Origin of the sequence: Streptodolium elevatio, from assembly GCF_040649515.1 — a bacterium.
GTDB classification, from domain to species: Bacteria; Actinomycetota; Actinomycetes; order Streptomycetales; family Streptomycetaceae; genus Yinghuangia; species Yinghuangia elevatio.
The window spans coordinates 1-25,642 of record NZ_JBEZFP010000108.1 but is presented as its reverse complement, the minus strand read 5'-3'; the positions used below and the strand labels follow the sequence as shown (position 1 = coordinate 25,642).

At 69.7% G+C, this 25,642-nt stretch carries 32 protein-coding genes; 28 read left to right on the top strand and 4 right to left on the bottom strand.

What is annotated here, in order from left to right; all coding sequences use genetic code 11:
• Positions 1 to 7 precede the first annotated feature (7 nt).
• The 21 genes from rplX (at position 8) to truA (ending at position 13,055) form a co-directional block, all read left to right on the top strand.
• Positions 8 to 331 (top strand): 50S ribosomal protein L24, encoded by a 324-nt coding sequence (rplX, locus tag AB0C36_RS31600; RefSeq protein ID WP_358360837.1) that lies wholly within the window; start codon positions 8 to 10, stop codon positions 329 to 331.
• Positions 331 to 909 (top strand): 50S ribosomal protein L5, encoded by a 579-nt coding sequence (rplE, locus tag AB0C36_RS31595; protein WP_358360812.1) that lies wholly within the window; start codon positions 331 to 333, stop codon positions 907 to 909. The genes rplX and rplE overlap by 1 nt, the downstream gene beginning before the upstream one ends.
• Before the next feature lies 1 nt (position 910).
• Positions 911 to 1,096, top strand: coding sequence for a type Z 30S ribosomal protein S14 (locus AB0C36_RS31590; RefSeq protein WP_179814568.1), 186 nt, complete (start codon positions 911 to 913; stop codon positions 1,094 to 1,096).
• Positions 1,097 to 1,264: 168 nt separating this feature from the next.
• On the top strand, positions 1,265 to 1,663 hold the full coding sequence (gene rpsH / locus AB0C36_RS31585) for a 30S ribosomal protein S8 (RefSeq protein ID WP_358360809.1): 399 nt from the start codon (positions 1,265 to 1,267) through the stop codon (positions 1,661 to 1,663).
• 19 nt (positions 1,664 to 1,682) lie between these two features.
• Positions 1,683 to 2,219, top strand: coding sequence for a 50S ribosomal protein L6 (gene rplF, locus AB0C36_RS31580; protein WP_358360806.1), 537 nt, complete (start codon positions 1,683 to 1,685; stop codon positions 2,217 to 2,219).
• A gap of 2 nt (positions 2,220 to 2,221) precedes the next feature.
• The gene (rplR, locus tag AB0C36_RS31575) at positions 2,222 to 2,605 is read left to right on the top strand and encodes a 50S ribosomal protein L18 (RefSeq protein WP_358360804.1); all 384 of its coding nucleotides are present in this window, start codon (positions 2,222 to 2,224) and stop codon (positions 2,603 to 2,605) included.
• A gap of 46 nt (positions 2,606 to 2,651) precedes the next feature.
• Positions 2,652 to 3,257: a 30S ribosomal protein S5 gene (gene rpsE / locus AB0C36_RS31570; protein ID WP_231778751.1), complete on the top strand. Its 606-nt coding sequence runs from the start codon at positions 2,652 to 2,654 to the stop codon at positions 3,255 to 3,257.
• On the top strand, positions 3,257 to 3,439 hold the full coding sequence (gene rpmD, locus AB0C36_RS31565) for a 50S ribosomal protein L30 (RefSeq protein WP_358360802.1): 183 nt from the start codon (positions 3,257 to 3,259) through the stop codon (positions 3,437 to 3,439). Before rpsE ends, rpmD begins: the two co-directional genes overlap by 1 nt.
• Position 3,440: 1 nt before the next feature.
• Positions 3,441 to 3,893, top strand: a complete 453-nt coding sequence (rplO, locus tag AB0C36_RS31560; RefSeq protein WP_358360799.1) for a 50S ribosomal protein L15 — start codon at positions 3,441 to 3,443, stop codon at positions 3,891 to 3,893.
• Between the two features lie 273 nt (positions 3,894 to 4,166).
• Entirely contained in the window at positions 4,167 to 5,489 is a 1,323-nt protein-coding gene (gene secY, locus AB0C36_RS31555) for a preprotein translocase subunit SecY (protein WP_358360797.1), read from the top strand.
• Positions 5,490 to 6,149, top strand: coding sequence for an adenylate kinase (locus AB0C36_RS31550; protein ID WP_358360794.1), 660 nt, complete (start codon positions 5,490 to 5,492; stop codon positions 6,147 to 6,149).
• Positions 6,150 to 6,376: 227 nt separating this feature from the next.
• Entirely contained in the window at positions 6,377 to 7,168 is a 792-nt protein-coding gene (gene map / locus AB0C36_RS31545) for a type I methionyl aminopeptidase (RefSeq protein ID WP_358360791.1), read from the top strand.
• A gap of 77 nt (positions 7,169 to 7,245) precedes the next feature.
• Entirely contained in the window at positions 7,246 to 7,623 is a 378-nt protein-coding gene (locus tag AB0C36_RS31540) for a DUF1707 SHOCT-like domain-containing protein (protein ID WP_358360788.1), read from the top strand.
• Positions 7,624 to 7,831: 208 nt separating this feature from the next.
• Entirely contained in the window at positions 7,832 to 8,053 is a 222-nt protein-coding gene (gene infA / locus AB0C36_RS31535) for a translation initiation factor IF-1 (protein ID WP_018382544.1), read from the top strand.
• A 100-nt stretch (positions 8,054 to 8,153) separates the two neighbouring features.
• Complete coding sequence (gene rpmJ / locus AB0C36_RS31530) at positions 8,154 to 8,267, top strand: 50S ribosomal protein L36 (protein WP_009740505.1); 114 nt, start codon at positions 8,154 to 8,156, stop codon at positions 8,265 to 8,267.
• A 212-nt stretch (positions 8,268 to 8,479) separates the two neighbouring features.
• Entirely contained in the window at positions 8,480 to 8,860 is a 381-nt protein-coding gene (gene rpsM / locus AB0C36_RS31525) for a 30S ribosomal protein S13 (RefSeq protein WP_358360785.1), read from the top strand.
• Between the two features lie 65 nt (positions 8,861 to 8,925).
• Positions 8,926 to 9,327: a 30S ribosomal protein S11 gene (rpsK, locus tag AB0C36_RS31520; protein WP_235054792.1), complete on the top strand. Its 402-nt coding sequence runs from the start codon at positions 8,926 to 8,928 to the stop codon at positions 9,325 to 9,327.
• Positions 9,328 to 9,356: 29 nt separating this feature from the next.
• Complete coding sequence (gene rpsD, locus AB0C36_RS31515) at positions 9,357 to 9,983, top strand: 30S ribosomal protein S4 (RefSeq protein ID WP_358360782.1); 627 nt, start codon at positions 9,357 to 9,359, stop codon at positions 9,981 to 9,983.
• Between the two features lie 115 nt (positions 9,984 to 10,098).
• Positions 10,099 to 11,115 carry a DNA-directed RNA polymerase subunit alpha gene (locus tag AB0C36_RS31510; protein ID WP_235054790.1) on the top strand — a complete coding sequence of 339 codons (1,017 nt, stop codon included), beginning with the start codon at positions 10,099 to 10,101 and terminating at the stop codon, positions 11,113 to 11,115.
• Between the two features lie 272 nt (positions 11,116 to 11,387).
• The gene (gene rplQ / locus AB0C36_RS31505; RefSeq protein WP_358360780.1) at positions 11,388 to 11,939 is read left to right on the top strand and encodes a 50S ribosomal protein L17; all 552 of its coding nucleotides are present in this window, start codon (positions 11,388 to 11,390) and stop codon (positions 11,937 to 11,939) included.
• A gap of 210 nt (positions 11,940 to 12,149) precedes the next feature.
• A complete protein-coding gene (gene truA / locus AB0C36_RS31500; RefSeq protein ID WP_435839155.1) occupies positions 12,150 to 13,055 on the top strand; it encodes a tRNA pseudouridine(38-40) synthase TruA in 906 nt (301 codons plus the stop codon).
• 73 nt (positions 13,056 to 13,128) lie between these two features.
• Here the strand turns inward: truA and AB0C36_RS31495 are convergent, their stop codons facing one another.
• Positions 13,129 to 14,241 (bottom strand): hypothetical protein, encoded by a 1,113-nt coding sequence (locus AB0C36_RS31495; protein ID WP_358360779.1) that lies wholly within the window; start codon positions 14,239 to 14,241, stop codon positions 13,129 to 13,131.
• A gap of 425 nt (positions 14,242 to 14,666) precedes the next feature.
• On the opposite strand from AB0C36_RS31495, the gene rplM reads away from it, so the two are divergent.
• The 3 genes from rplM (at position 14,667) to glmM (ending at position 17,220) form a co-directional block, all read left to right on the top strand.
• A complete protein-coding gene (gene rplM, locus AB0C36_RS31490; protein WP_358360776.1) occupies positions 14,667 to 15,110 on the top strand; it encodes a 50S ribosomal protein L13 in 444 nt (147 codons plus the stop codon).
• Positions 15,111 to 15,164: 54 nt separating this feature from the next.
• Complete coding sequence (gene rpsI / locus AB0C36_RS31485) at positions 15,165 to 15,656, top strand: 30S ribosomal protein S9 (RefSeq protein WP_358360773.1); 492 nt, start codon at positions 15,165 to 15,167, stop codon at positions 15,654 to 15,656.
• Positions 15,657 to 15,867: 211 nt separating this feature from the next.
• Positions 15,868 to 17,220, top strand: coding sequence for a phosphoglucosamine mutase (gene glmM, locus AB0C36_RS31480; protein ID WP_358360772.1), 1,353 nt, complete (start codon positions 15,868 to 15,870; stop codon positions 17,218 to 17,220).
• A 72-nt stretch (positions 17,221 to 17,292) separates the two neighbouring features.
• Here the strand turns inward: glmM and AB0C36_RS31475 are convergent, their stop codons facing one another.
• Both AB0C36_RS31475 and coaA read right to left on the bottom strand, forming a co-directional pair.
• Entirely contained in the window at positions 17,293 to 18,252 is a 960-nt protein-coding gene (locus AB0C36_RS31475; RefSeq protein WP_358360769.1) for a DUF389 domain-containing protein, read from the bottom strand.
• 15 nt (positions 18,253 to 18,267) lie between these two features.
• The gene (coaA, locus tag AB0C36_RS31470; protein ID WP_435839154.1) at positions 18,268 to 19,245 is read right to left on the bottom strand and encodes a type I pantothenate kinase; all 978 of its coding nucleotides are present in this window, start codon (positions 19,243 to 19,245) and stop codon (positions 18,268 to 18,270) included.
• Between the two features lie 77 nt (positions 19,246 to 19,322).
• On the opposite strand from coaA, the gene glmS reads away from it, so the two are divergent.
• Both glmS and AB0C36_RS31460 read left to right on the top strand, forming a co-directional pair.
• Positions 19,323 to 21,173 carry a glutamine--fructose-6-phosphate transaminase (isomerizing) gene (glmS, locus tag AB0C36_RS31465; RefSeq protein WP_358360767.1) on the top strand — a complete coding sequence of 617 codons (1,851 nt, stop codon included), beginning with the start codon at positions 19,323 to 19,325 and terminating at the stop codon, positions 21,171 to 21,173.
• 80 nt (positions 21,174 to 21,253) lie between these two features.
• The gene (locus tag AB0C36_RS31460) at positions 21,254 to 21,793 is read left to right on the top strand and encodes a GNAT family N-acetyltransferase (RefSeq protein ID WP_358360765.1); all 540 of its coding nucleotides are present in this window, start codon (positions 21,254 to 21,256) and stop codon (positions 21,791 to 21,793) included.
• 40 nt (positions 21,794 to 21,833) lie between these two features.
• Here AB0C36_RS31460 and AB0C36_RS31455 read toward each other — a convergent pair whose 3' ends face one another.
• Complete coding sequence (locus AB0C36_RS31455) at positions 21,834 to 22,319, bottom strand: MarR family winged helix-turn-helix transcriptional regulator (RefSeq protein WP_358360762.1); 486 nt, start codon at positions 22,317 to 22,319, stop codon at positions 21,834 to 21,836.
• 371 nt (positions 22,320 to 22,690) lie between these two features.
• On the opposite strand from AB0C36_RS31455, the gene AB0C36_RS31450 reads away from it, so the two are divergent.
• Both AB0C36_RS31450 and AB0C36_RS31445 read left to right on the top strand, forming a co-directional pair.
• Entirely contained in the window at positions 22,691 to 23,770 is a 1,080-nt protein-coding gene (locus tag AB0C36_RS31450) for an EamA family transporter (protein WP_358360760.1), read from the top strand.
• A gap of 282 nt (positions 23,771 to 24,052) precedes the next feature.
• Positions 24,053 to 25,498, top strand: a complete 1,446-nt coding sequence (locus AB0C36_RS31445) for an alkaline phosphatase PhoX (protein WP_358360758.1) — start codon at positions 24,053 to 24,055, stop codon at positions 25,496 to 25,498.
• Positions 25,499 to 25,642 lie beyond the last annotated feature (144 nt).

Below are 25,642 nucleotides of genomic sequence, written 5' to 3'. Positions count from 1 at the left end.
GAAGAGCATGAAGATCAAGAAGGGTGACCTGGTTCAGGTCATCACCGGTAAGGACCGCGGAAAGCAGGGCAAGGTCATTGCGGCCTACCCCGCGCTCGAGCGCGTCCTCGTCGAGGGTGTCAACCGGATCAAGAAGCACACCAAGGTCGGCCAGTCCGCCAAGGGTGCCAAGACCGGCGGCATCATCACGCAGGAAGCCCCTGTGCACATCAGCAACGTGATGCTGGTCGTGGAGCAGGACGGCAAGAAGGTTCCCACGCGCGTCGGCTACCGTTTCGACGACGAGGGCAACAAGATCCGGATCGCCAAGCGGACCGGTGAGGACATCTGATGACTGTCACCGCTGAAGAGACCGCTGTGAAGACGCTGCCGCGTCTCAAGCAGCGCTACCGCGAAGAGATCCAGGGCAAGCTGCGTGAGGAGTTCTCCTTCGAGAACGTCATGCAGATCCCCGGCGTCGTCAAGGTCGTCGTGAACATGGGTGTGGGCGACGCCGCCCGCGACTCCAAGCTCATCGACGGTGCGATCAAGGACCTGATGGCCATCACCGGCCAGAAGCCGCAGGTCACCAAGGCCCGCAAGTCCATCGCGCAGTTCAAGCTGCGCGAGGGCCAGCCGATCGGCGCGCACGTCACGCTGCGCGGCGACCGCATGTGGGAGTTCCTGGACCGCCTGGTCTCCATCGCGCTGCCGCGTATCCGCGACTTCCGCGGACTCTCGCCGAAGCAGTTCGACGGCAAGGGCAACTACACCTTCGGTCTGACCGAGCAGTCGATGTTCCACGAGATCGACCAGGACAAGATCGACCGTGTTCGCGGTATGGACATCACCGTCGTGACGTCCGCCCAGAACAACGACGAGGGCCGCGCGCTGCTGCGTCACCTCGGATTCCCGTTCAAGGAGAACTGACGTGGCGAAGAAGGCCCTGATTGCCAAGGCCGCTCGCAAGCCGAAGTTCGCGGTGCGCGGTTACACGCGCTGCCAGCGGTGCGGTCGCCCGCACTCGGTGTACCGCAAGTTCGGTCTGTGCCGTGTGTGCCTGCGCGTTATGGCGCACGCCGGCGAGCTGCCCGGCGTCACCAAGAGCAGCTGGTAGGCGAACCCCGCCTGCCGGCGACCACCCCGCGTCCGCGCGGGGTGTCCGATACAAACGCTGTAGGTCCCGTCCCGCAGTCGCCCTGTGTGCCGCCCCTCCTTCGGGAGGGGCGTCCCCGGGACAGATCGCATTTCGGGAAACCGCGGCGAGAAAGGCCCTGAGGCCGTCATGACCATGACCGACCCCATCGCAGACATGCTCACGCGTCTGCGGAATGCCAACTCGGCATACCACGACGACGTCGTGATGCCGTTCAGCAAGATCAAGTCGCACATCGCGGAGATCCTCCAGCAGGAGGGTTACATCCAGGGCTGGCGCGTCGAGGACGCCGAGGTCGGCAAGAGCCTCGTCATCGACCTGAAGTACGGCCCGAACCGCGAGCGCTCGGTCGCCGGCATCCGCCGCGTGTCCAAGCCCGGTCTGCGGGTGTACGCAAAGTCCACGAACCTGCCGAAGGTGCTGGGAGGGCTCGGCGTCGCGATCATCTCGACGTCGCAGGGACTCCTGACCGACCGTCAGGCCGCCAAGAAGGGCGTGGGCGGGGAAGTCCTCGCCTTCGTCTGGTAACGGGAAAGGAGGATAGGCAATGTCGCGAATCGGACGGCTGCCCATCCCGGTTCCCACCGGCGTGGACGTCACCATCAATGGCCGCGAGGTCGTCGTGAAGGGCCCCAAGGGCACCCTGTCGCACAACCTCGCCGCTCCGATCGAGATCGCTCTGGAGGACGGCACCCTCGCGGTGACCCGCCCCAACGACGAGCGCCTCTCGAAGGCCCTGCACGGGCTGTCCCGGACGCTGGTGGCGAACATGATCACCGGTGTGACCCAGGGATACAGCAAGAAGCTTGAGATCAGCGGTGTCGGTTACCGTGTCGCGGCGAAGGGCTCCTCGCTGGAGTTCGCGCTGGGATACAGCCACCCCATCGTCGTCGAGGCCCCGGAGGGCATCACCTTCATCGTCGAGAGCCCCACCAAGTTCGAGGTGCAGGGCATCGACAAGCAGAAGGTCGGCGAGGTTGCCGCGAACATTCGCAAGCTTCGCAAGCCCGACCCGTACAAGGCCAAGGGTGTGAAGTACGCGGGTGAGGTCATCCGCCGCAAGGTCGGAAAGGCTGGTAAGTAGGCATGGCCGTCGGTGTGAAGGCCGGCAAGGGCGTGGCGAAGAAGTCCACGTCCCGCAAGCGTCGGCACATCCGGGTCCGGAAGCGCGTTTCCGGCACCCCCCAGCGGCCTCGTCTGGTCGTGACCCGCTCCACGCGGCACATCGTGGCGCAGGTTATCGACGACCTGGCCGGAGTCACCCTCGCATCCGCCTCGACGATGGACACGTCCATCCGCGGCGACGAGGGCGACAAGACCGAGAAGGCGCGCAAGGTCGGCGAGCTCGTCGCTGAGCGGGCCAAGGCTGCGGGCATCGAGACCGTGGTGTTCGACCGTGGGGGCAACAAGTACCACGGCCGTATCGCCGCGCTTGCCGATGCCGCGCGCGAGGGCGGGCTGGCATTCTGAGCCCGCTGGTCCGGACAAGCTTCGTACGACAGATGAGGAATTTCTGATGGCTGGACCCCAGCGCCGCGGTGGCGGAGCCGGCGGCGGCGAGCGTCGGGACCGGCGGGATCGGCGCGACGGCGGCGCCGCCGCCGAGAAGACCGCCTACGTCGAGCGCGTCGTCGCGATCAACCGTGTGGCCAAGGTAGTCAAGGGTGGTCGCCGCTTCAGCTTCACCGCGCTGGTCGTGGTGGGCGACGGCGACGGCACCGTCGGTGTCGGCTACGGCAAGGCCAAGGAGGTGCCGGCCGCCATCGCCAAGGGTGTGGAGGAGGCCAAGAAGCACTTCTTCAAGGTCCCCCGTATCCAGGGCACCATCCCGCACCCGATCCAGGGTGAGGCGGCGGCCGGTGTCGTGCTGCTCAAGCCGGCGTCCCCCGGTACCGGTGTCATCGCCGGCGGCCCGGTGCGCGCCGTCCTGGAGTGCGCGGGCATCCACGACGTGCTGAGCAAGTCGCTCGGCTCGGACAACGCGATCAACATCGTTCACGCGACGGTGGCGGCCCTCAAGGGCCTCCAGCGTCCCGAGGAGATCGCGGCTCGCCGCGGGCTCCCGCTGGAGGACGTGGCCCCGGCCGCGCTGCTGCGGGCCCGCGCGGGAGTGGGTGCGTGATGGCACGTCTCAAGGTCACGCAGACCCGGTCCAAGATCGGCTGCAAGCAGAACCAGCGCGACACCCTCCGTTCGCTCGGCCTCAAGCGCGTCCACGACGTGGTCGTCAAGGAGGACCGTCCGGAGATCCGCGGCATGATTTTCACGGTGTCGCATCTCGTCACCGTCGAGGAGGTGGACTGAAATGGGTGCTGAGAACCCGCTGAAGGTGCACCACCTGCGGCCTGCTCCCGGTGCCAAGACCGCGAAGACCCGGGTGGGTCGCGGTGAGGCGTCGAAGGGCAAGACCGCCGGTCGCGGCACCAAGGGCACCAAGGCCCGCTACCAGGTGCCGGCCCGCTTCGAGGGTGGGCAGATGCCGCTGCACATGCGGCTGCCCAAGCTCAAGGGCTTCAAGAACCCGTTCCGGACCGAGTACCAGGTCGTGAACCTGGACAAGCTCGGCGCCCTGTACCCCGATGGCGGCGACGTGACCGTCGACGACCTCGTGGCCAAGGGTGCGGTTCGCAAGAACCAGCCGGTCAAGGTGCTCGGCCAGGGCGAGATCTCGGTCGCGGTCCGGGTGAAGGTGCACGCCTTCTCCGGCTCCGCGAAGGAGAAGATCGCGGCGGCCGGCGGCTCGGCCGACGAGGTCTGAGAGCCGACGGCTTCTTGGCAGGGGCGCCACACCGGTAAGGTGGTGGCGCCCCTGCGTCGTATGCGGCCAGGCCGCGCGAGCACCGTAGGGATGCCGGTGCGGGACGGCGGGATGTCGAGTCCACGTCCGCACAGCAAATCTCCCGGTCCGTGCGAACTTTCCGCGTGCCGACGCTGTTATTGTCCGTGAGGTTCCAATAAGGGACCGGCCCGTACTCCACGGGACCGATCGATCAAACGACTCGCCCCAGACGGGTGAGGCGCAGGAGGCAGTGTGCTCACCGCGTTCGCCCGGGCGTTCCGCACGCCCGACCTGCGCAAGAAGCTGCTCTTCACGCTGGGGATCATCGTCCTGTTCCGGATCGGGTCGCACATCCCGGTCCCAGGCGTGTCCTTCCAGATGGTCCGCAAGTGTGTCGACGAGGCGGACCAGGGCGGCCTCTTCGGCCTGGTGAACATGTTCAGTGGCGGCGCGCTGCTGCAACTCACGATCTTCGCGCTCGGGATCATGCCGTACATCACGGCGAGCATCATCCTGCAGCTGCTGACCGTCGTGATCCCGCGCCTGGAAGCCCTCAAGAAGGAGGGCCAGTCCGGCACCGCGAAGATCACGCAGTACACCCGCTACCTCACCATCGCGCTGGCGATCCTCCAGTCGACCGCGCTGGTCGCGACCGCCCGCAGCGGCTCGCTGTTCAGCGGCGCGGGCGGCGGCGAGTGCCAGCCCGACCAGATCGTGCCGGACCAGAGCCTGTTCCGGATCCTGGTGATGGTCGCGGTCATGACCGCCGGCACCTCGGTGATCATGTGGCTGGGCGAGCTGGTGACCGACCGCGGCATCGGCAACGGCATGTCCATCCTGATGTTCGTCTCGGTGGCGGCCGGCTTCCCGGCGGCGCTGTGGAACATCAAGCAGACCGGCACGCTGGGCGGCGGCTGGGTGGCCTTCTTCACGGTCATCGCGGTGGGCCTGCTGATGGTCGGCCTGGTGGTGTTCGTCGAGCAGGCGCAGCGCCGGATCCCGGTGCAGTACGCCAAGCGGATGATCGGGCGGCGCGCGTACGGCGGAACGTCCACGTACATCCCGCTCAAGGTGAACCAGGCGGGCATCATCCCCGTGATCTTCGCCTCGTCGCTGCTCTACATTCCCGCGCTCATCGCGCAGTTCAGCGGGAGCGACTCGGGCTGGGCGCTGTGGATCCAGAAGAACTTCGTGCAGGGTGACCACCCGCTTTACATGGCGACGTACTTCCTCTTGATCGTGTTCTTCGCCTTCTTCTATGTGGCGATCACGTTCAACCCCGAAGAAGTTGCCGACAACATGAAGAAGTATGGTGGTTTCATCCCGGGCATCCGCGCCGGCAGACCGACTGCGGAGTACCTGAACTACATCCTCACCCGGATCACCTGGCCCGGATCGCTCTACCTGGGCATGATCGCGCTCGTACCCATGATCGCGCTCGTGCTGTTCAACGCCACCAACAACTTCCCGTTCGGCGGCACGAGCATCCTGATCATCGTGGGAGTGGGTCTGGAAACCGTGAAGCAGATCGAGAGCCAGCTCCAGCAGCGCAACTACGAAGGCTTCCTCCGCTAAATGCGTATCGTTCTCGTGGGCCCCCCCGGCGCGGGTAAGGGAACCCAGGCCCAGTACATCGCCGAAGACCTGTCGATCCCCGCGATCTCGACGGGCGATCTCTTCCGCAGCAACGTGGCCCAGAAGACCCCTCTGGGCATCGAAGCCAAGAAGTTCATGGACGCGGGCAACCTCGTCCCCGACGAAGTCACCATCGGCATGGTCCGGGACCGCCTCGCGCAGCCCGACGCCGCCGAGGGCTTCCTGCTCGACGGCTTTCCCCGCAACACGGCGCAGGCCAAGGTGCTCGACGAGATATTGGCCGAGCACGGCACCAAGCTCGACGCGGTCCTGGAACTCGACGTCCCGTCGAAGGAGATCATCCAGCGGCTGTCCGGGCGCCGGCAGTGCCGTGCCAACGGGCATGTCTGCCACGTCTTCTTCGACCGGCCCAAGGTCGAGGGGATCTGCGACGAGTGCGGCAGCGAGCTGTACCAGCGTGAGGACGACCGCGAGGAGACGGTGAAGCACCGCCTCGACGTCTTCAAGGAGCAGACCGAGCCGTTGATCGGCTACTACTCCGAACAGGGCATCCTCGTGGTCATCGACGCGCTGGGCCGGGTGGCGGACGTCACCGAGCGCGCCAAGAACGCGCTTAAGGACTTCCGGCAGGACGGCTGACCGGAACCGAGCGGTACAGCGCGGCACCAGCACGACCGTTTGAGCGGCATGGGCGATCCGGGTACTCACCGGGTCGCCCATGTTCGTGTTCCCCGGCAGGTGCGCGCGGGGTACGGGCGGGGTACGCGCCGCGCACGGGTCGCGCGGCACCAGTGGAACTCAGATGTCCGGGACGACCCGCCCGGGCCGACGACGACGCCGAGACGGCGCGGAAGGACGACAAGCCGGTGATCAAGAGGCGGCGCAACAAGATCGACCGCAAGACCCCCGAGCAGATCGAGAAGATGCGGCTGGCGGGTGCGGTGGTCGCGACGACTCTCGCGAAGCTCCGGGACGCCGCGGTCCCCGGGACCAGCACCCGCGAGCTGGACGCGCTCGCCGAGCGCGCCATCCGCGAGGCGGGCGCGATCCCGTCGTTCAAGGGCTACCACGGGTTCCCCGCGTCGATCTGCGCCTCGGTCAACGACGTGGTGGTGCACGGTATCCCGGACGACACCCCGCTGCGCGAGGGCGACCTCATCTCGATCGACTGCGGCGCCATTCTCAACGGCTGGCACGGCGACTCGGCGATCACCGTCGCGGTCGGCGCGGTCCCCGACGAACTCGCCGAGCTGAGCCGGGTGTGCGAGGAGTCGATGTGGGCCGGCATCGCGGCGGCCAAGCCCGGCGGGCGCCTCACCGACATCAGCCACGCGGTCGAGCAGGCCATCCGCGCCAACACCCCCGCCTCGGGCGGGCAGTACGGCATCGTCGAGGACTACGGCGGCCACGGCATCGGCACCGAGATGCACCAGGAGCCGCACATCCTCAACTACGGCCGCCCGGGACAGGGCCCCGAATTGCTGCCCGGCGTGTGCCTGGCGATCGAGCCGATGGTGACGCTCGGCAAGCCGGGGACGTACACGATGCCGGACGAGTGGACGGTGAAGACCACCGCGGGCGGCTTCGCCGCGCACTGGGAGCACTCCATCGCGGTGACCGAGGACGGCCCGGTCGTCCTCACCAGCCTGCCGGCGTAGCGTGCACGGCGACGCGGGGCGGTGCCGTCGGGACGTCGGTGCCGCCCCGCCGTCTTCGCGGTCTCTACGCTGGGGGCATGGAGAACGCCGGGGGTACCGGGAGCGACGCCGCGCGGCCGGTCACGGCCGCGGACCGGGAGCGGGTCTCGGGGGTCCTGCGCGAGCGCATGGCCTCGGGCGACCTGTCGTTGGGCGATTACCAGACGCGGCTGCGCCGGGTGCGGGCCGCGGCGACCGCGGGGGAGCTGGACGCGGTGCTGCGCGACCTGCCGGGTCGCCGCGACGACGCGGAGGAGACGCGTACCGGCGGGGGAGCCGGGCCGGAGGCTTCTGCGGTGTCCGCCGGGGCCGGTACGGACTCCGCGGCCGGGAGCCGGCGGGCCGGAGGGTGCGCGGGGGTGCTGCTGCTGCTGGTCCTTGTGGTCCTGGTGGCCGTGGCGGGGGCGTACAGTTGACGGCAGAAGTCCGCCTATGCGGTAAGGTCCGCCGCCCCGGTTTCCCATCTGGTGGGTGCGTGCCTTAGACTGACTCGTCGGCTTATCTGTAGCCGCTTTTTGTCACGTCTCCGACTGACCGGTCACCTGTGACCGTGCGCGAGCGTGGCCTGAGGTGAAGCAGGCAGCCAACGGTAGATGATTCCCGAGTAGATGAAACGCGGAGGACATGCCCAAGAAGCAAGGGGCCATTGAGATCGAGGGCACTGTCATCGAGTCTCTCCCCAACGCCATGTTTCGCGTCGAGCTGCAGAACGGGCACAAGGTCCTCGCGCACATCAGCGGGAAGATGCGGATGCACTACATCCGGATCCTTCCGGACGACCGGGTTGTCGTCGAGCTGAGCCCGTACGACCTGACCCGCGGCCGAATCGTCTACCGCTACAAGTAGGCGAGCCCCCGCGTCCACGCGGACGTGTCGGGCGAACCGATAACCGCCTCGGCGATGAGGGTGCCTTCGGGTGCCCTTGTCAGCACGTACCGGAGAGATCATGAAGGTCAAGCCGAGCGTCAAGAAGATCTGTGACAAGTGCAAGGTGATCCGCCGTCACGGCCGGGTCATGGTGATCTGCGAGAACCTGCGCCACAAGCAGCGCCAGGGCTGAGCCCCGGCCGCCGCCCACGGGCAGGCAGAGCACCGCGCACGCGGCACGAGATCGTCGCGCGACGCACCACGTAATAGTCGTAGCACCCGACCCCCGCAGCAGGTAGGCGCGGGACGCCACCCCCGGTTGGAGGCCGGGGACCGAAGGATCCGAGAGAGACCCTTCCGGACCGGTGCTGCGCATGACCTCCAACGAACCCAGGAGCCACATACATGGCACGCCTCGTCGGCGTAGACCTGCCCCGTGAAAAGCGGGTCGAGGTCGCACTCACCTACATCTTCGGCGTCGGTCGCACCCGCGCGCTGGAGACCCTGAGCAACACCGGCGTCAACCCGGACACGCGCGTTCGCGACCTGACCGAAGAAGAGCTGGTCAAGCTCCGCGACTGGATCGACGGCAACTACCGCGTCGAGGGCGACCTGCGCCGCGAGGTCCAGGCCGACATCCGCCGCAAGGTCGAGATCGGCTGCTACGAGGGCCTTCGCCACCGTCGCGGTCTCCCGGTCCGCGGTCAGCGCACGCACACCAACGCGCGTACCCGCAAGGGCCCGCGTCGCGCCATCGCCGGCAAGAAGAAGCCGGGCAAGAAGTAGTCCGCCGAGCCGGATCATGACGGTCCCCGCTCAGTCGGACCGACGACCTCAGGAGTTTCCAGCAGATGCCTCCCAAGAGCCGCACCGGCGCCAAGAAGGTGCGCCGCAAGGAAAAGAAGAACGTCGCTCACGGGCACGCCCACATCAAGAGCACGTTCAACAACACGATCGTGTCGATCACCGACCCGAACGGCAATGTGATCTCGTGGGCCTCCGCGGGCCACGTGGGCTTCAAGGGTTCGCGTAAGTCGACCCCGTTCGCCGCGCAGATGGCCGCCGAGTCGGCTGCCCGCCGTGCCCAGGAGCACGGCATGCGCAAGGTCGACGTCTTCGTCAAGGGCCCGGGTTCGGGCCGTGAGACCGCCATTCGCTCGCTGCAGGCCACCGGCCTCGAGGTGGGGTCCATCCAGGACGTCACCCCCGTGCCCCACAACGGCTGCCGCCCCCCCAAGCGCCGCCGCGTCTGAGCCTGAAGCCGAGTAGGAGTTAGAGAACCATGGCGCGTTACACCGGCGCTGACTGCAAGCGCTGCCGTCGCGAGAAGATGAAGCTGTTCCTCAAGGGCAGCAAGTGCGAAGGGCCGAAGTGCCCGATCGAGATCCGGCCGTACCCGCCGGGTGAGCACGGCCGCGGCCGTACCAAGGACAGCGAGTACCTGCTGCAGATGCGCGAGAAGCAGAAGTGCGCGCGCATCTACGGCGTCCTCGAGAAGCAGTTCCGCGGCTACTACGAGGAGGCGAACCGCAAGCAGGGCAAGACCGGCGAGAACCTGCTGCGCATCCTCGAGTCGCGTCTCGACAACGTGGTCTACCGCGCGGGCTTCGCCAAGTCGCGTGACCACGCCCGTCAGCTTGTCCGCCACGGCCACATCCAGGTCAACGGCGTCAAGACCGACATCCCGTCGGCTCGCGTCAGCGAGAACGACATCATCGAGGTCCGCAAGGACTCCGTCGAGCTGACCCCTTTCGTGGTCGCTCGCGCCGAGGCCGGCGAGCGTCCGGTTCCGGCGTGGCTCGAGGTCATCCCCGGCAAGATGCGGATCCTCGTGCACTCCCTGCCCGCGCGTCAGGTCATCGACACGCAGGTGCAGGAGCAGCTCATCGTCGAGCTCTACTCCAAGTAATCCCGGGTAGAGACGACAAAAAGGGTCGGGCGGGACGGTTTCCTACCGTTCCGCCCGTACCCTTGCCATAGCCGTCGGTGTCATATAGCGGGCACCGAAGACATGGAGGAATCCCATGCTGATCGCACAGCGTCCCACTCTGACCGAGGACGTCGTCGACGAATTCCGGTCCCGGTTCGTGATCGAGCCGCTGGAGCCGGGCTTCGGCTACACCCTCGGCAACTCGCTGCGCCGTACGCTCCTCTCCTCGATCCCGGGTGCCGCCGTCACGAGCATCCGTATCGACGGTGTCCTGCACGAGTTCACCACCGTGCCGGGCGTCAAGGAGGACGTCACCGACCTCATCCTCAACATCAAGCAGCTGGTCGTCTCCTCGGAGCACGACGAGCCCGTCGTGATGTACCTGCGCAAGCAGGGCCCGGGTGTGGTCACCGCCGGCGACATCGCGCCCCCGGCCGGTGTCGAGGTGCACAACCCCGAGCTGGTCCTGGCGACGCTGAACGCCAAGGGCAAGCTGGAGATGGAGCTGACCGTCGAGCGCGGTCGCGGCTACGTCTCCGCGGTGCAGAACAAGCAGGCGGGCCAGGAGATCGGCCGTATCCCGGTCGACTCGATCTACTCGCCGGTCATGAAGGTCACGTACAAGGTCGAGGCCACCCGTGTCGAGCAGCGCACGGACTTCGACAAGCTGATCGTGGACGTCGAGACCAAGCCGTCGATGCGTCCGCGCGACGCGATGGCCTCGGCGGGCAAGACGCTGGTCGAGCTGTTCGGCCTGGCGCGCGAGCTCAACGTCGACGCCGAGGGCATCGACATGGGCCCGTCGCCGACGGACGCCGCGCTCGCCGCCGATCTGGCGCTGCCGATCGAGGAGCTCGAGCTCACGGTCCGCTCGTACAACTGCCTCAAGCGCGAGGGCATCCACACCGTGGGTGAACTGGTCGCGCGCAGCGAGGCGGACCTGCTGGACATCCGCAACTTCGGTGCGAAGTCCATCGACGAGGTCAAGGCGAAGCTGGCCGGCATGGGCCTGGCCCTCAAGGACAGCCCGCCCGGATTCGACCCGACCGCCGCGGCCGACAGCTTCGGCGACGAGGACGACCACGGCTTCGCGGAGACCGAGCAGTACTGAGGTCCCGGCACCGCGAGGTCTCGGCACCGCGAGGTCTCGGCACCGAGGTCCGGCATTGAGGTCCTGACGGGAGTGATCCCGAGGATCGCAACGCGGAGACCGCGCGGTACCGAGCAGCACTGAGAACGTCGTGCGGGGGAGGGCTTCCGGGCCCTCCCCTCGTACGGACCGCCCCCGGCGATCCGCCGGGGGCTCGCGTCCGGGCCGACCGGCTCGGACGGACTGACACCGGTACCTGATACGGCCGGTGCAGGGATACCAAGGAGAAAGCAATGCCCCGTCCCGCAAAGGGCGCCCGCCTCGGCGGCGGCCCGTCCCACGAGCGCCTGCTTCTTTCGGGCCTCGCGACGGCGCTGTTCGAGCACGGTCGTATCACCACGACCGAGGCGAAGGCCCGCCGGCTCCGTCCGGTCGCGGAGAAGCTGATCACCAAGGCGAAGCGCGGCGACCTGCACGCGCGCCGCCAGGTGCTCACCGTCGTCCGCGACAAGAGCGTCGTGCACACGCTCTTCGAGGAGATCGGTCCCCGGTACGCGAACCGTCCCGGCGGCTACACCCGCATCACCAAGATCGGGAACCGCAAGGGCGACAACGCGCCGATGGCCGTGATCGAGCTGGTCGAGGCCCTGACGGTCGCGCAGACCGCCGTGGGCGAGGCCGAGGCCGCCACCAAGCGCTCCGTCAAGGAGCAGGCGGCGAAGGCCGAGGAGACCAAGGTCGACACGAGCAAGAAGGCCGACGCCGACGAGGCCGAGGCTGCCGATGTCGAGGAGGCCCCCGAGGCCGCCGGCGACGACGCGGACAAGGTCGACACGGAGAAGTGACGCACTCCCCGCGCGAGCGGGAGTCGTCCGGACACCTGAGTCCACTTTGACGTACGCGGGCCCGTTCTCCTCCCTTAGGGGTGGCGAGCGGGCCCGCGGCTTTTGGCCCGCGCCGGCCGTCGCGTCCGCCTGCACGATCCGCGCGGACGCCTTGCGCCACAGGCGAGTTGGGCACACACGAACGGCACCTGCGGAGTGGGGAAGAGCAGCGTGAGCACCGAGATCCCGGCGCCGGGAGGCGGGGACGGGGGACCAGCGGCCGACCCGGAGCCGGTGCGGCTGAGGATCGATCTGGCGTACGACGGCACGGACTTCTCAGGTTGGGCCCGCCAGCCCGGTCTGCGGACCGTCCAGGGCACCCTGGAGCAGGCGCTGACCACCGTCCTGCGGCTCCCCGAGCCCGCGCAGCTGACGGTCGCCGGACGCACCGACGCGGGCGTGCACGCGCGCGGCCAGGTCGCGCACGTCGACATCCCCGCGGACAAGTGGACGCTGGACGGCCCGCAGCTCGTGCGCAGGCTCTCCGGCACGCTTCCGCGCGACGTACGGGTCCGCGAAGTCTCCCGCGCCCCCGAGGGGTTCGACGCTCGCTTCGCCGCCGAGTGGCGCCGGTACGCCTACCGCATCAGCGACACCCCCGGCGGCGTCGACCCGCTGCGCCGCGCGCACGTCGTGTGGCACGACCGCCCGCTCGACGTGGACCTGATGAACGAGGCTGCCGGCCTCATGCTCGGCGACCACGACTTCGCCGCCTACTGCAAGCGCCGCGAGGGCGCATCGACGGTCCGCTGCCTCAAGGACTTCCACTGGGCGCGCGAGACGCCCGGCGAGTCCGACGCGGGGCCCGGTTTCACGCCACTGGTGATCGCCTCGGTACGCGCCGACGCGTTCTGCCACAACATGGTCCGCTCGCTCGTCGGCGCGATGACCGCGGTCGGTTCGGGGCGGCGGCCGGTGCGGTGGCCCGCGGAGGTGCTGGCGCGCGGCGTACGCGACTCGTCGGTGCATGTGGCGCCCGCGCACGGGTTGGTGCTGGAGGAGGTGGCGTACCCCTCGGACGAGCGTCTTGCGGAGCGCGCCGCCAGGGCCAAGCGGCCTCGCCTCGACATCGTCTAGATCCAGGCCGTGTCCCGCGGACAGGGCCTGGCCGCGGACCTCGGCAGGGCCGTCACCGCCGCTGCCCGTCCGCTCACTTTCCTTCGAGCGCCTTCTCCGCGTCCGCCTTGGCCTTGTCGTAGATGGCCTGGGAGCGCTGCTCGCCGCGGAGGGTGAGGGTGTCCCGGACGACCCGGTCCAGGTCGTCGCCGGCCTGCTCGACCTTGGGGTCGCCCTTGGCCGGATCGATGCGGTTGTCCGGGCCCGGGTAGCCGCCGACCAGGAAGACCCCGTAGCGGCCGACGGAGTTGGTCTGGCGTATGCACGTGACACCGGGCTTGTCGGGTGCGGGCTGAGGGCAGAGCTCCTTGACCGGGCCGCCGGGCAGGCCCAGCAGCGAGGCGTCGCGGTTGCCGTTGCCGTCGGCGGCGGCGGCCCTGGCGTCGTCCGGCGAGGCGAACGCGGCGACCGCGACGGTGGCCGCGGTGCCGTCGGGCCCGGTGACGGTGGCCCGGATGATCTGGACGCAGGCCTTGGTGCGCAGGATGTCGCCGAGCACGGGGTTGGCGGCGTCCGCGCAGGTGTTGTCCAGGCGTTTGGCGACGACGTTGTAGACGCGCCCGTCGATGCCCAGGCGCGCGGTCGGGAACAGCGCCTCGGGTGTGAAGGGCGCGGTGTCGAGCTGCGGGTCGGCGAGGACCTTGGCGCTGCCGGGTGCCGGGGGGATGGTCGGCACCGGCTTGAAGGTGGGTTTGGCGGTCCCCGAGCCGGCCGGATCGACCGGGGCCTCGGTGGGGGCGGTCTGCGCCGCGGGGCCCGAGTCGTCGTCCGACGATGTGGCCAGCCAGGCGGCGGTGATCCCGACGACGGCCAGGACGGTCAGCGCGGCGCCGATGCGCATTCTGTTGGTACGGGCCCGCGCCCGGCGGCGGCTCTCGCGGTCGGCGAGAGCGCCCCAGTCGGGGGTGCCGGAGGCCGCGGCGGCAGCGCCGCGTCCGGACCGGGCCCGGCGGGCGGCGGCGCGGCCCCCGGTGCGGCCGCGCGTACCGGATGCGCCCGCGGGCCCGGACTGCGTTGTCCCGTAAGGGTCTTGGTGCTGGTCCCCGGTGTCGTCCAGGGGTGTTCCGGGTCGTATGGTCCACGGCGCCGGTTCGGCGGGGCCGGCGTGCTCCCGGCCGCGCCCGTTGCCGTTGGTGTCCGCGCTCACCGCAGCCTCCCACCGATTTCCCGCGGCTTGGTCGGGCGCCGGGCCGGTTCGGGCCCGGTCCGGGCCGCATCGCAGGCCCTCGCCATGTGGCCCGCAGCATACTGTCGGCGGGCGGCCGTCCCGGTACGTGGTCGGAACCGCTCGTACGGGCGGATACCATTGACAGGCAGGGGAGGGGGCTCGGGGAGCACAGCCCCCCGAGGCTCGTTTTGACCGGCGCCGCGTAAACCCGGTATTCTGCCGGTTCGTTGTGCGTATTGGCTTGCTTGAGTGAAGTCGGTACGCCGGGCGCCGCAAGAGACCCCCGGCAGCACCCCGCATGCTCTGAGATCGAGATCTGAGATCGACATCGCGTGGGAGTCGTCGGGCCCAGCCAAGCGCCATCCCGTCAGCACACACTCACGAAGAAGCGAAGGCTATCGACCGTGCGCACGTACAGCCCTAAGCCCGGCGACGTCCAGCGTCAGTGGCACGTCATCGACGCGACCGATGTCGTGCTCGGCCGTCTGTCCACCCAGGCCGCTGCCCTGCTCCGGGGCAAGCACAAGCCGGTGTACGCGCCGCACGTCGACACCGGCGATTTCGTCATCATTGTGAACGCGGACAAGGTTCACCTGTCCGGCAACAAGCGGACCCAGAAGATGGCGTACCGCCACTCTGGCCACCCGGGTGGTCTCCGCGCGGTCCGCTACGACGACCTTCTCTCCAAGAACCCGGAGAAGGCAGTCGAGAAGGCCATCAAGGGCATGCTCCCCAAGAACACCCTGGGCCGGCAGATGCTGTCGAAGCTCAAGGTGTACGCGGGTCCGGAGCACCCGCACCAGGCCCAGCAGCCGGTGCCGTTCGAGATCACCCAGGTCGCGCAGTAGTCACGGCCACAACACAGCCGCGACAAGCGGCTGAGGATCGCAAAGAGGAGAATCGTGGCCGAGACCACCGCTGAGGCCCCCATCGAGGAGACGACCTCCGAAGAGGTCACCCTCGAGAGCTACACCTCGGAGTCCCTGGCCGGTCGCTTCAGCGACCCGCAGCCGGGTGCCGCCACCGGCCGCCGCAAGGAGGCCATCGCCCGCGTGCGCATCGTCCCGGGCACCGGCAAGTGGAAGATCAACGGGCGTACGCTCGAGCAGTACTTCCCCAACAAGGTTCACCAGCAGCTCGTCAACGAGCCGTTCAAGATCCTTGAGCTGGACGAGAAGTACGACGTCATCGCCCGCATCGCGGGTGGCGGCGTCTCCGGCCAGGCCGGCGCGCTGCGCCTGGGCGTGGCCCGTGCGCTCAACGAGGCGGACGTCGAGCTGAACCGCCCGGCGCTGAAGAAGGCCGGCTTCCTGACGCGTGACCCGCGCGCCACCGAGCGCAAGAAGCCGGGTCTGAAGAAGGCCCGTAAGGCTCCGCAGTACAGCAAGCGTTAAATCCGGCGCGGGCAGCCTGCATTTTGCATCGGGCCCCGGGGCACAGAGTCTGTGCCCCGGGGCCCGATGCTTTTCCGGCATTCCCCGGTGCTTTTGCCTGACGCGTTCGAGCTGTGTTGGATCCGTGTTCAGTCCATGTGTTTGGTCCATGTCTGATGCGTCGACTCTGTCGACGACCGCGTGCTCGCGGTGTGATGCGGGAGGTCCGAAGGTGGGACGACTCTTCGGTACGGACGGGGTACGCGGTCTGGCCAACGGCCGGCTGACCGCCGAACTGGCCCTGGACCTGGCGGTCTGCGCCGCCCGGGTGCTGGGTTCGCAGGGTCGCACCGGGGGCCACGGGCGGCGGCCGTTCGCCGTGGTCGGCCGCGACCCGCGGGCGTCGGGCGAGTTCCTGGAGGCGGCCGTGGTCGCGGGCCTCGCGGGTGCCGGGGTGGACGTCTACCGGGCCGGGGTCCTGCCGACTCCCGCGGTCGCGCACCTGACCGGCCTGCTGGGCGCCGACCTGGGCGTCATGCTCTCGGCGAGCCACAACTCGATGCCCGACAACGGCATCAAGTTCTTCGCGCGCGGCGGGCACAAGCTCCCCGACGACGTCGAGGACAGCATCGAGTCGCTGCTCGGAACCGAGTGGGACCGTCCGACGGGCGCGCTGGTCGGCCGTGTCCAGGACCATCCCGAGGGCCACGAGCGGTACGTCGACCACCTGCTCGCCACGCTGCCGCACCGCCTGGACGGCCTCAAGGTCGTGCTGGACTGCGCCAACGGCGCGTCGTCGCGGGTCGCCCCCGACGCACTGCGCCAGGCCGGCGCCGAGGTCGTGACGATCCACGCGGAGCCGAACGGCCTCAACATCAACGAGGGTTGCGGTTCGACGCACCTGGACGACGTGAAGGCGGCCGTGGTCGAGCACGGCGCCGACGCGGGCATCGCGCACGACGGCGACGCGGACCGCTGCCTCGCGGTGGACGCGAACGGCGACGAGGTGGACGGCGACCAGATCCTCGCGGTGCTCGCGCTGGCCATGCGCGACGCGGGGACGCTGCGCGAGGACACCCTCGTCGCGACCGTCATGTCCAACCTGGGCCTCAAGCTCGCGATGCAGGGCGCCGGCGTCAAGATCGTCGAGACGGCGGTCGGCGACCGGTACGTCCTGGAGGCCATGCAGGCCGGTGGCCTCACGCTCGGTGGCGAGCAGTCCGGCCACGTCGTCATGCTGGACCACGCGACGACCGGCGACGGCACGCTGACCGCGCTGCACCTGCTGTCGCGGGTCGCGCAGACCGGCCGCCCGCTGCACGAGCTCGCCGCGGTCATGACGCGCCTGCCGCAGGTGCTGATCAACGTGTCGGGGGTGGACCGGACCCGCGTGCAGGCGTCGGCCGGTCTGGCCGCGGCGGTCGCCGACGCCGAGGCGCGGTTGGGCGGCGGCGGCCGGGTGCTGCTGCGCCCGTCGGGCACCGAACCGCTGGTGCGGGTCATGGTCGAGGCGCAGACGCACGAGCAGGCCCAGCGCGAGGCCGGGGCGCTGGCCGACGTCGTACGCGCTGAACTGGCCGTCTGATCCCAGGCCGGGCAACAGGCAAGCGGCGGCCCCCGTCCCGGACTTCCGGGCGGGGGCCGCGGTCTTTGCGGGTCAGTCGCGTCGCAGGCCGGGGACGCCGGGGTGGTGCTTTCCGTGCGTCCTGCTCCACGCGTACCGCTGCGCGAGCAGGGTGCCGGTGCCCGCCACCACGATCGCGCCCAGGTTCAGGCCGAGTTGGCCGAGTGAGCCGCCCGCCTGGCTGAGGTCGCCGTACGCCACCGCCACTGCCGCGTTGGCGGCCGCCGGGACCGTGGTGACCGAGATCAGCACGCCGATCAGCGCCCCGGACTTCGATGACGTGAGCGACAGGATGCCCGCGACGCCGGCGAGGAAGGCGACCCAGAAGGACAGCCAGTCGGGCTGGTAGATGAACGACGTCTGCGGGCGGTCGCCTTCGAGCATGCTCTTGTCGAAGTCCCCCGACCAGGTGAGCAGCCAGGTGAACGCCATGGTCAGCGACATCGCGATCGGGAAGCCCGCCAGCAGCGCGAAGGCGGACCGCGCGGCGAGCCCGCGGCGGCGCTGCACGGTCGCCACGCACAGCCCGGCCAGCGGGCCGAACTCCGGTCCCACGACCATCGCCCCGACGATGAGGATGGGGTTGTCGAGGAGCACACCGCACGCGGCGATCATGGTGGCGATCGTCAGGAACGCCAGGAACGTGACGGTGAACGTGGACTCTTCGGACGTCGCCTCGGTGATCTGCTCCCACACCACCGCGTCGGCGCCCTCGCCCGGCGCGTCCGACTCGGCCTCGCGCGCCGACCGGGACAGCGAGACGTCGAGGTTCTCCAGCGCGATGGAGCCGTCCTCGTCGATGCCGAGCGCGCGCAGGTCGTCGAGCACGAGGTTCGCCGACTCGCGGGCGATGTCGCAGGCGATGACGTCGCCGGGCGGTGACACGGCGACACCCGGCCACACGACCAGATGGGTGACGCCCGGCTCCGCTTCGAGCAGGCGGCGTACGGCACCGGACTTCTCGCGCGGCACGATGGCCCTCAGATGCAGCATGCCCGGACGGTATGGCTAGAGCTTGCGCAGGCGCAGCCGACTCACCGTGTGGTCCGCGTCCTTGCGGAGCACGAGGGTTGCCCGGCCGCGCGTGGGCAGGACGTTTTGTACGAGATTGAGCTCGTTGATGTCGCGCCAGATGCCCTCCGCGTAGGAGAAGGCTTCGTCCTCGGTCATGGCGGCGTAGCGGCGGAAGTACGACGCCGGGTCCCGGAACGCGGTCTGACGCAGCTTCAGGAACCGGTCCAGGTACCAGCGCCGGATGTCCGAGGTGCGCGCGTCGACGTACACGCTGAAGTCGAAGAAGTCCGACACCGCGAGGCGGGGGCGGCCGTCGGCGCCGACGCGTGCGGGCTGCAGGACGTTGAGGCCCTCGACGATGAGGATGTCGGGCTGGCGTACGAACAGGCGTTCCTCGGGGACGATGTCGTACGTCAGGTGCGAGTAGACCGGTGCGCTGACCTCCGGCTTTCCGGCCTTGACGTCGGCGACGAAGCGCACCAGCGCGCGCTGGTCGTACGACTCCGGGAACCCCTTGCGGTGCATGATGCCGCGCCGTTCCAACTCCGCGTTGGGATACAGGAATCCGTCGGTGGTCAGCAGGGCCACGTGCGGATGGTCGGGCCAGCGGGCCAGCAGTTCGCGCAGGATGCGCGCGGTGGTGCTCTTGCCGACCGCGACACTCCCGGCGACGCCTATGACGAAGGGCGTGGTGCGGCGCTCGTCGTTGCCGAGGAACGTGGTGAGGGCGGAGTTGAGGCCGCGCGTGGCGGCCACGTACAGGTTGAGGAGCCGGGACAGCGGGAGGTAGACGTCGGTCACCTCGTCGAGGTCGACGACGTCGCCGAGCCCCCGCAGCCGCTCCAGTTCGTCGGCGGTCAGTGGCAGCGGTGTACTTGCCCGGAGCCGGCTCCACGCCTCGCGGTCGAGTTCGACGTACGGGGACAGGTCGCGTGCCGTGCCGGGTGTCACGATGGTGTGCACAACACACATTGTCCCCGGGGCCGCCTCGGGTCCGCGCCCCGGGCTGCTCCGCACGCTGCGCGAGGCGACCGTTTAAGCTGACCCCCATGTGCGGCATCGTTGGATACGTAGGTGGTCAGTCGGCGCTCGACGTCGTCATCGAGGGGCTGCGCCGCCTCGAATACCGGGGCTATGACTCCGCGGGCGTGGCAGTGCTCGCGGACGGCGCACTGGTCAGCGACAAGAAGGCCGGCAAGCTGGCCAATCTGGAGAAGTCGCTGACGGAGTCCCCGCTCGCGGTCGGTCCGACCGGCATCGGGCATACCCGCTGGGCGACGCACGGCGCGCCCACCGACGCCAACGCGCACCCGCACCTGGACAACGCGAGCCGCGTCGCGGTCGTCCACAACGGCATCATCGAGAACTTCGCGTCGCTGCGCGCCGAGTTGGCCGAGCGCGGCCACACGCTGCTGTCCGAGACGGACACCGAGGTGGTGACCCACCTCCTGGCCGAGCACTTCGAGCCGTCCGGCGGCGACCTGGCCGAGGCGATGCGCCGCGTGTGCCGGCTGCTGGAGGGCGCCTTCACGCTGGTGGCCGTGCACGCGGACGCGCCCGGCGTGGTGGTCGGCGCGCGCCGCAACTCGCCGCTGGTGGTCGGGCGGGGCGAGGGCGAGAACTTCCTCGCATCGGATGTCGCGGCGTTCATCTCGCACACGCGCGAGGCCGTCGAGCTGGGCCAGGACCAGGTGGTCGAACTGCGCGTCGACGCGGTGACGATCACCGACTTCGAGGGCAACCCGGGCACGTTCCGCGAGTACCACGTGGACTGGGACGCCTCGGCCGCCGAGAAGGACGGCTACGACTACTTCATGCTCAAGGAGATCGCCGAGCAGCCGAAGGCGGTCGCCGACACCCTGCTGGGCCGGATCGGCACCGACGGGCGCCTGCGCCTGGACGAGGTGCGCATCCCGGACCAGGTGCTGCGCGAGGTCGACAAGGTCGTCATCATCGCGTGCGGCACGTCGTTCCACGCCGCGATGATCGCCAAGTACGCGATCGAGCACTGGACGCGCGTGCCCTGCGAGGTGGAGCTCGCCAGCGAGTTCCGCTACCGCGACCCGATCCTGGACCGGCAGACGCTGGTGATAACGATCTCGCAGTCCGGCGAGACCATGGACACCCTGATGGCGCAGCGGCACGCGCGCGAGCAGGGCGCCAAGGTGCTGGCCATCTGCAACACCAACGGCTCGACGATGCCGCGCGAGGCCGACGCCGTGCTCTACACGCACGCGGGGCCCGAGGTCGCGGTCGCGTCGACGAAGGCGTTCCTGACCCAGTTGGTGGCGTGCTACCTGGTCGCGCTGTACCTCGGGCAGGTGCGCGGCACCAAGTGGGGCGACGAGATCACCGAGGTGATCGAGCAGCTGGCCGCGATGCCGAAGCAGGTCGAGAAGGTCCTCGACACGATGGAGCCGGTACGCGACCTCGCGCGTTCGCTGCGGGACGCCACCTCGGTGCTGTTCCTGGGCCGCCACGTCGGGTTCCCGGTGGCGTTGGAGGGTGCGCTCAAGCTCAAGGAGCTGGCGTACATGCACGCCGAGGGCTTCGCGGCGGGCGAGCTCAAGCACGGGCCGATCGCGCTGATCGAGGACGGCCTGCCGGTCGTCGTCGTGGTGCCGTCGCCGCGCGGGCGCAGTGTGCTGCACGACAAGATCGTGTCGAACATCCAGGAGATCCGGGCGCGCGGCGCCAAGACCATCGTGATCGCGGAGGAGGGGGACGAGACGGTCGTGCCGTACGCCGACCACCTGATCCGCATCCCGGTCACGCCGGTGCTGCTCCAGCCGCTGGTGGCGACGGTGCCGCTGCAGGTGTTCGCGTGCGAGCTGGCGACCGCCAAGGGCCACGAGGTGGACCAGCCGCGCAACCTGGCCAAGTCGGTCACCGTCGAGTGACGAGGGGCACCTGACGGGCGTTCCCGGGGGCCTGCGCGGCCCCCGGGCCCGGCGCCCGGGGTTCCCCGCGTCCCAGGCTCATGGCACGGACAGCAAGCGGTGTCGATCTGGTCGACCTGACGGTCCCGGACGACGGTGAGGAGGCGGAGCCGCGTATTGCGCGGCTCCGCGGGGCCGTGTGCGCGCTCGCGCCGCGGGCCGACCAGGAGGAGTTCTCCGGGCGGGCGGCCGACACGCTGCCGGTCGCGGACCGGGATCCGTTCCGCACGCCGTACGCGGTCGTGCACGACGGCACGGCGGTCGGCTTCGGCGTCCTGGACGTGCAGGGCTACCTCGACGAGATCGCCGACGAACCGGGGCGGGCGGTGCTGCTGCGCGGGTTCTACATCGGCGCGGGGTGGCAGCGGCGCGGGTTCGGCGGTGCCGCTATCCGGGCGCTGCCGGAGGCGGCGTTGAAGCTGGCGCCCTGGGCGGAGGTGCTGCTGCTCACCGTGAACGTACGCAACGAGGGCGCGGTCCGGGCGTACCTGGCGGGCGGGTTCGTCGACGAGGGGCGGCGCTACTTCGGGGGCGACGCGGGTCCGCAGCACGTACTGCGGTTGGAACTGGCCTCGTACTGACCGGTCTTGCCGATCGGTCGTGCTTTGCCAACCCCTCCCGTCAGCTCGGCGAGCCCTCCTTGGCGATGAGCAGCTTGCGCAGGATGCCGTCGAGCTGGGTGCGTTCCTCGTCTGTGAGCACCTCGACCAGGCGCGCCTCGTTGGCGACGTGGCCCATCACGATGTCGTCGATGAGCTCCTTGCCGGCCGGGGTCAGCCGGATCATGACGGCGCGGCGGTCGGTGGCGCACGGGCGCCGCTCGACCAGGCCCTTGCCGGAGAGCTTGTCGACGCGGTTGGTGATCGCTCCCGAGGTGACCATCGCCGACTTGAGGAGTGCGCGGGCGTTGAGTTCGTAGGGTTCGCCCGAACGCCGCAGCGTGGCGAGCACGTCGAACTCGGAGAAGTCGAGGCCGTGCTTGGCGAAGTACTCGCGCAGGCCCGCCTCGACGTGCGCGTGGAAGCGGTTGTAGCGACCGACGAGGGCCATGGGGGCCAGGTCCATGTCGGGGCGCTCCCGGGCCCACTGGTCGACGATGTCGTCCACCGCGTCACGCTCCCCGGGCCGCCGCTCGTGCGATTGCGGGTGCTGTCGGGACTGTTCGGGCATTGGTTCCTGCCTTCCCCGTGTGGATGCCGGTCGGTGTTGCCGTGTCGCTGTTGCCGTGTCGGTGGTGCCGTGTCGGTAGTGCGGTCTCTGTGTTGCGGACTCTGTGTTGCGGTTTTCGTGTTGCCGGGTGGTGGCAGGGGGCCTGCCGGGATGCTGCCGGTCCGCGGTGGCCACCGCTGGTCACCGGGTTGTTCCGGCAAGTTCTACCAGTCTTCATTATCTCAACGCTCACATACTTGACGTTCGCGCTTCTCATGCGTAAAACTTATCTCAACGTTCAGATAATCAACGCTGAGGGGATCGGGGACATGGGCGGCGTGGCGATGGGCAAGGCGGGCGGCGGCAAGGCTTCCGCGGGACGGATCGGGGTGGCGGCGGCCGCGGCCCTGGCGCCGGCGGCGTGGGGCACGACATACCTGGTGACCACGGAGCTGCTGCCCGACGGTCGCCCGATGCTGCTCGCGGCGCTGCGTGCGCTGCCCGCGGGCCTGCTGCTCCTGTTGCTCGGACGCAAGCTGCCGAGGGGCAGGTGGTGGGGGCGGGCCGCGATCCTCGGCATGCTGAACATCGGTTTCTTCTTCCCGCTGATCTTCGTCGGGGCGTACCACCTGCCGGGCGGCGTCGCCGCGACCATCGGGGCGATCCAGCCGCTGCTGGTGATCGGGTTCTCCGCGATGATCCTGGGCGCGCGACCCAGCCGCCGCGCGGTCGTCGCCGGCCTCGTGGGGGTCGTGGGCGTCGGCCTGCTGGTGCTCAAGGGCAGCGCAAAGCTCGACGGCGTCGGGATCGCGGCCATGCTGACCGCAATCGTGATCATGGCGCTGGGCACCGTGCTCACCCGCAAGTGGGGCAAGCCCGAGGGCGTCACGATGTTGGACCTGACGGCGTGGCAGCTCACTGCGGGCGGGCTGTTCCTGGCCCCGCTGGCGCTCGTCACCGAGGGTGCGCCTCCGGCGTTCACCGGCGAGAACTGGATCGGGTTCGCGTACCTCGGCCTGTTCGGCACCGCGCTGGCGTACGTCCTGTGGTTCCGCGGCATCGACCGCCTCGGCGCCGGGCCGGTGTCGTTCCTGGCGCTGGTCAACCCGGCGGTCGCGACCATCGGCGGCATCGTGGTGCTGGGCCAGACCCTGACGGTGTGGCAGATCCTGGGCCTGCTGCTGGCCCTCGGTGCGATGTTCGCGGGCCAGGCGCCGGGCAAGCCGAAGAGCGAGCCGAGCACCGTGGTGCGCCAGGGCGGACCGGCGACCGCCGCCGCCGACGGGCAGGAAGCGGCGGCCGACGTGCCGGGCGACGTGGCCCGCGACCTGGCTCCCGACGAGGCGTCCGATGCCGCGGGCGAGCCCTCGGGCGGCCCTCGTCGTGAGCCGGTGGCGGCAACCGGCTGAGGCGGCCTCGCGGGGGCGGCGATCAAGCAACTGCCGTCAAGGAACTGCGGTCAAGGAACGGCGGCCGAAGGGCGGCTTGCCAAGAATGGCGGTCGCGAGTGGCAGCCAAGAGTGACGGCGACAAAGGCGGGGCCCTGGCGGCCCCGCCTTTGCTCGTGCGGAAACGTTTGCAGAAACGTTCGCGAGGGTTCTGGCGAAGCGACTTCTACGCGAGTAGCGTCACTGCGATCCGCCACGCATGCGGGCGTATGTCGCATGCCGCCCAGGGAGGGACCCACGCCTGTGGACCGACGCCGATTCTTGTCCCGAAGTGCCACCGTCGCCGTAGGGGCCGCCGTCGTCGGCGGACCGTTCCAAGGACTCGCCGCCCACGCCGCCGACGCCGATGGCACCGGCGCGGACACGCGGCACGGACGGCCCGGCGGATACGGCCCCCTCAAGCCCGTCGCCGACGAACGCGACGGCGCGGTGCGCCTGCACCTGCCCGACGGATTCCGCTACCGGTCCTTCACCCCGGCGGGCTCGCCGATGACCGACGGCGCGCCGACGCCTGGCAAGCACGACGGCATGGCGGCGTTCCGCGGGCGCCGCGGGACGACCGTGCTGGTGCGGAACCACGAGGTCAACGGGCCGGTCGGGGCCTTCGGCGATGCGGCGCGGGCGTACGACCCGGCGACCGGAGGCGGCACGACCACCGTCGTGGTCGACCGCTACGGGAATGTGGAGTCCTCGCGCGTCAGCCTCAACGGCACGCAGATGAACTGCTCGGGCGGGCCCATGCCGTGGGGCTCGTGGATCACCTGCGAGGAGACGGTCAACGGCCCCGACGTCGGCAACGACTTCACCGGTGCGGACAACGGCAAGCTCAAGCAGAAGCACGGCTACCTGTTCGAGGTGCCCGCCGACGGCACGTCGTCGCGCGTGCCGATCCGCAGCGCGGGGCGCTTCGCCCACGAGGCGGCGGTGTACGACCCCGTCACGGGCGCGGTCTACCTCACCGAGGACAACTTCGGCTTCGCGTCCGGCTTCTACCGCTACCTCCCGCCGATCAGCCCGTGGGTCGGCGGCCGGCTGCGCGACGGCGGACGGCTCCAGATGCTCGCGGTCAAGGGACGCCCCGGCACGGACCTGTCGGCCGCGCAGCGACCGGGGGCCGCGTACGACATCACCTGGGTCGACATCGACGACCCCGACCCGGTGTTCGCCCCGGGCACGACCAACGACCAGGCGATCCAGGCGGTCGGCAACCAGGGCCGAGCCAAGGGCGCGGCTCTGTTCTCGCGCCTCGAAGGCGCGTACTACCAGCGCGGCGTCGTGTACTTCGTGTCCACGCAGGGCGGCGCGACCGCGCCGGGGGAGACGGCCCCGGACGGGTTCGGCGACGGGCGCGGGCAGGTGTGGGCGTACAACACCGTCACGCGCCGCCTGCGGCTCGTCTACGAGTCGCCGGGCTCGGCGCGCCTGGACCTCCCCGACAACGTCACGGTCAGCCCGCGCGGCACGCTGGTCCTCTGCGAGGACGGCGACGCGGACAACTTCCTGCGTGGACTCACGGTCGACGGCCGCATCTTCGACCTGGCGCGTCTGGAACCGGTCGTCGGCGACGCGGGCGCGGAGTTCGCCGGCGCCACCTTCGGCCCGGACGCGCACACGCTGTACGTGAACGTGCAGTCGAGGCTCGGCATGACATTCGCCGTCTGGGGGCCCTGGCACAGGGGCGGGTTCTAGTGCTGTGACCAGGAAAGGTTCACCGGTTCCCGGTTCCCGGCGCCCGGCACCCCACCTCGCCGCGTTGCAGACCCTCGCGAGTACGACCGAGTACGAGCTTCGGGCCTGCGCCTTGCTTGGGAGGGCCGCCAGGCCCGGCGGCAC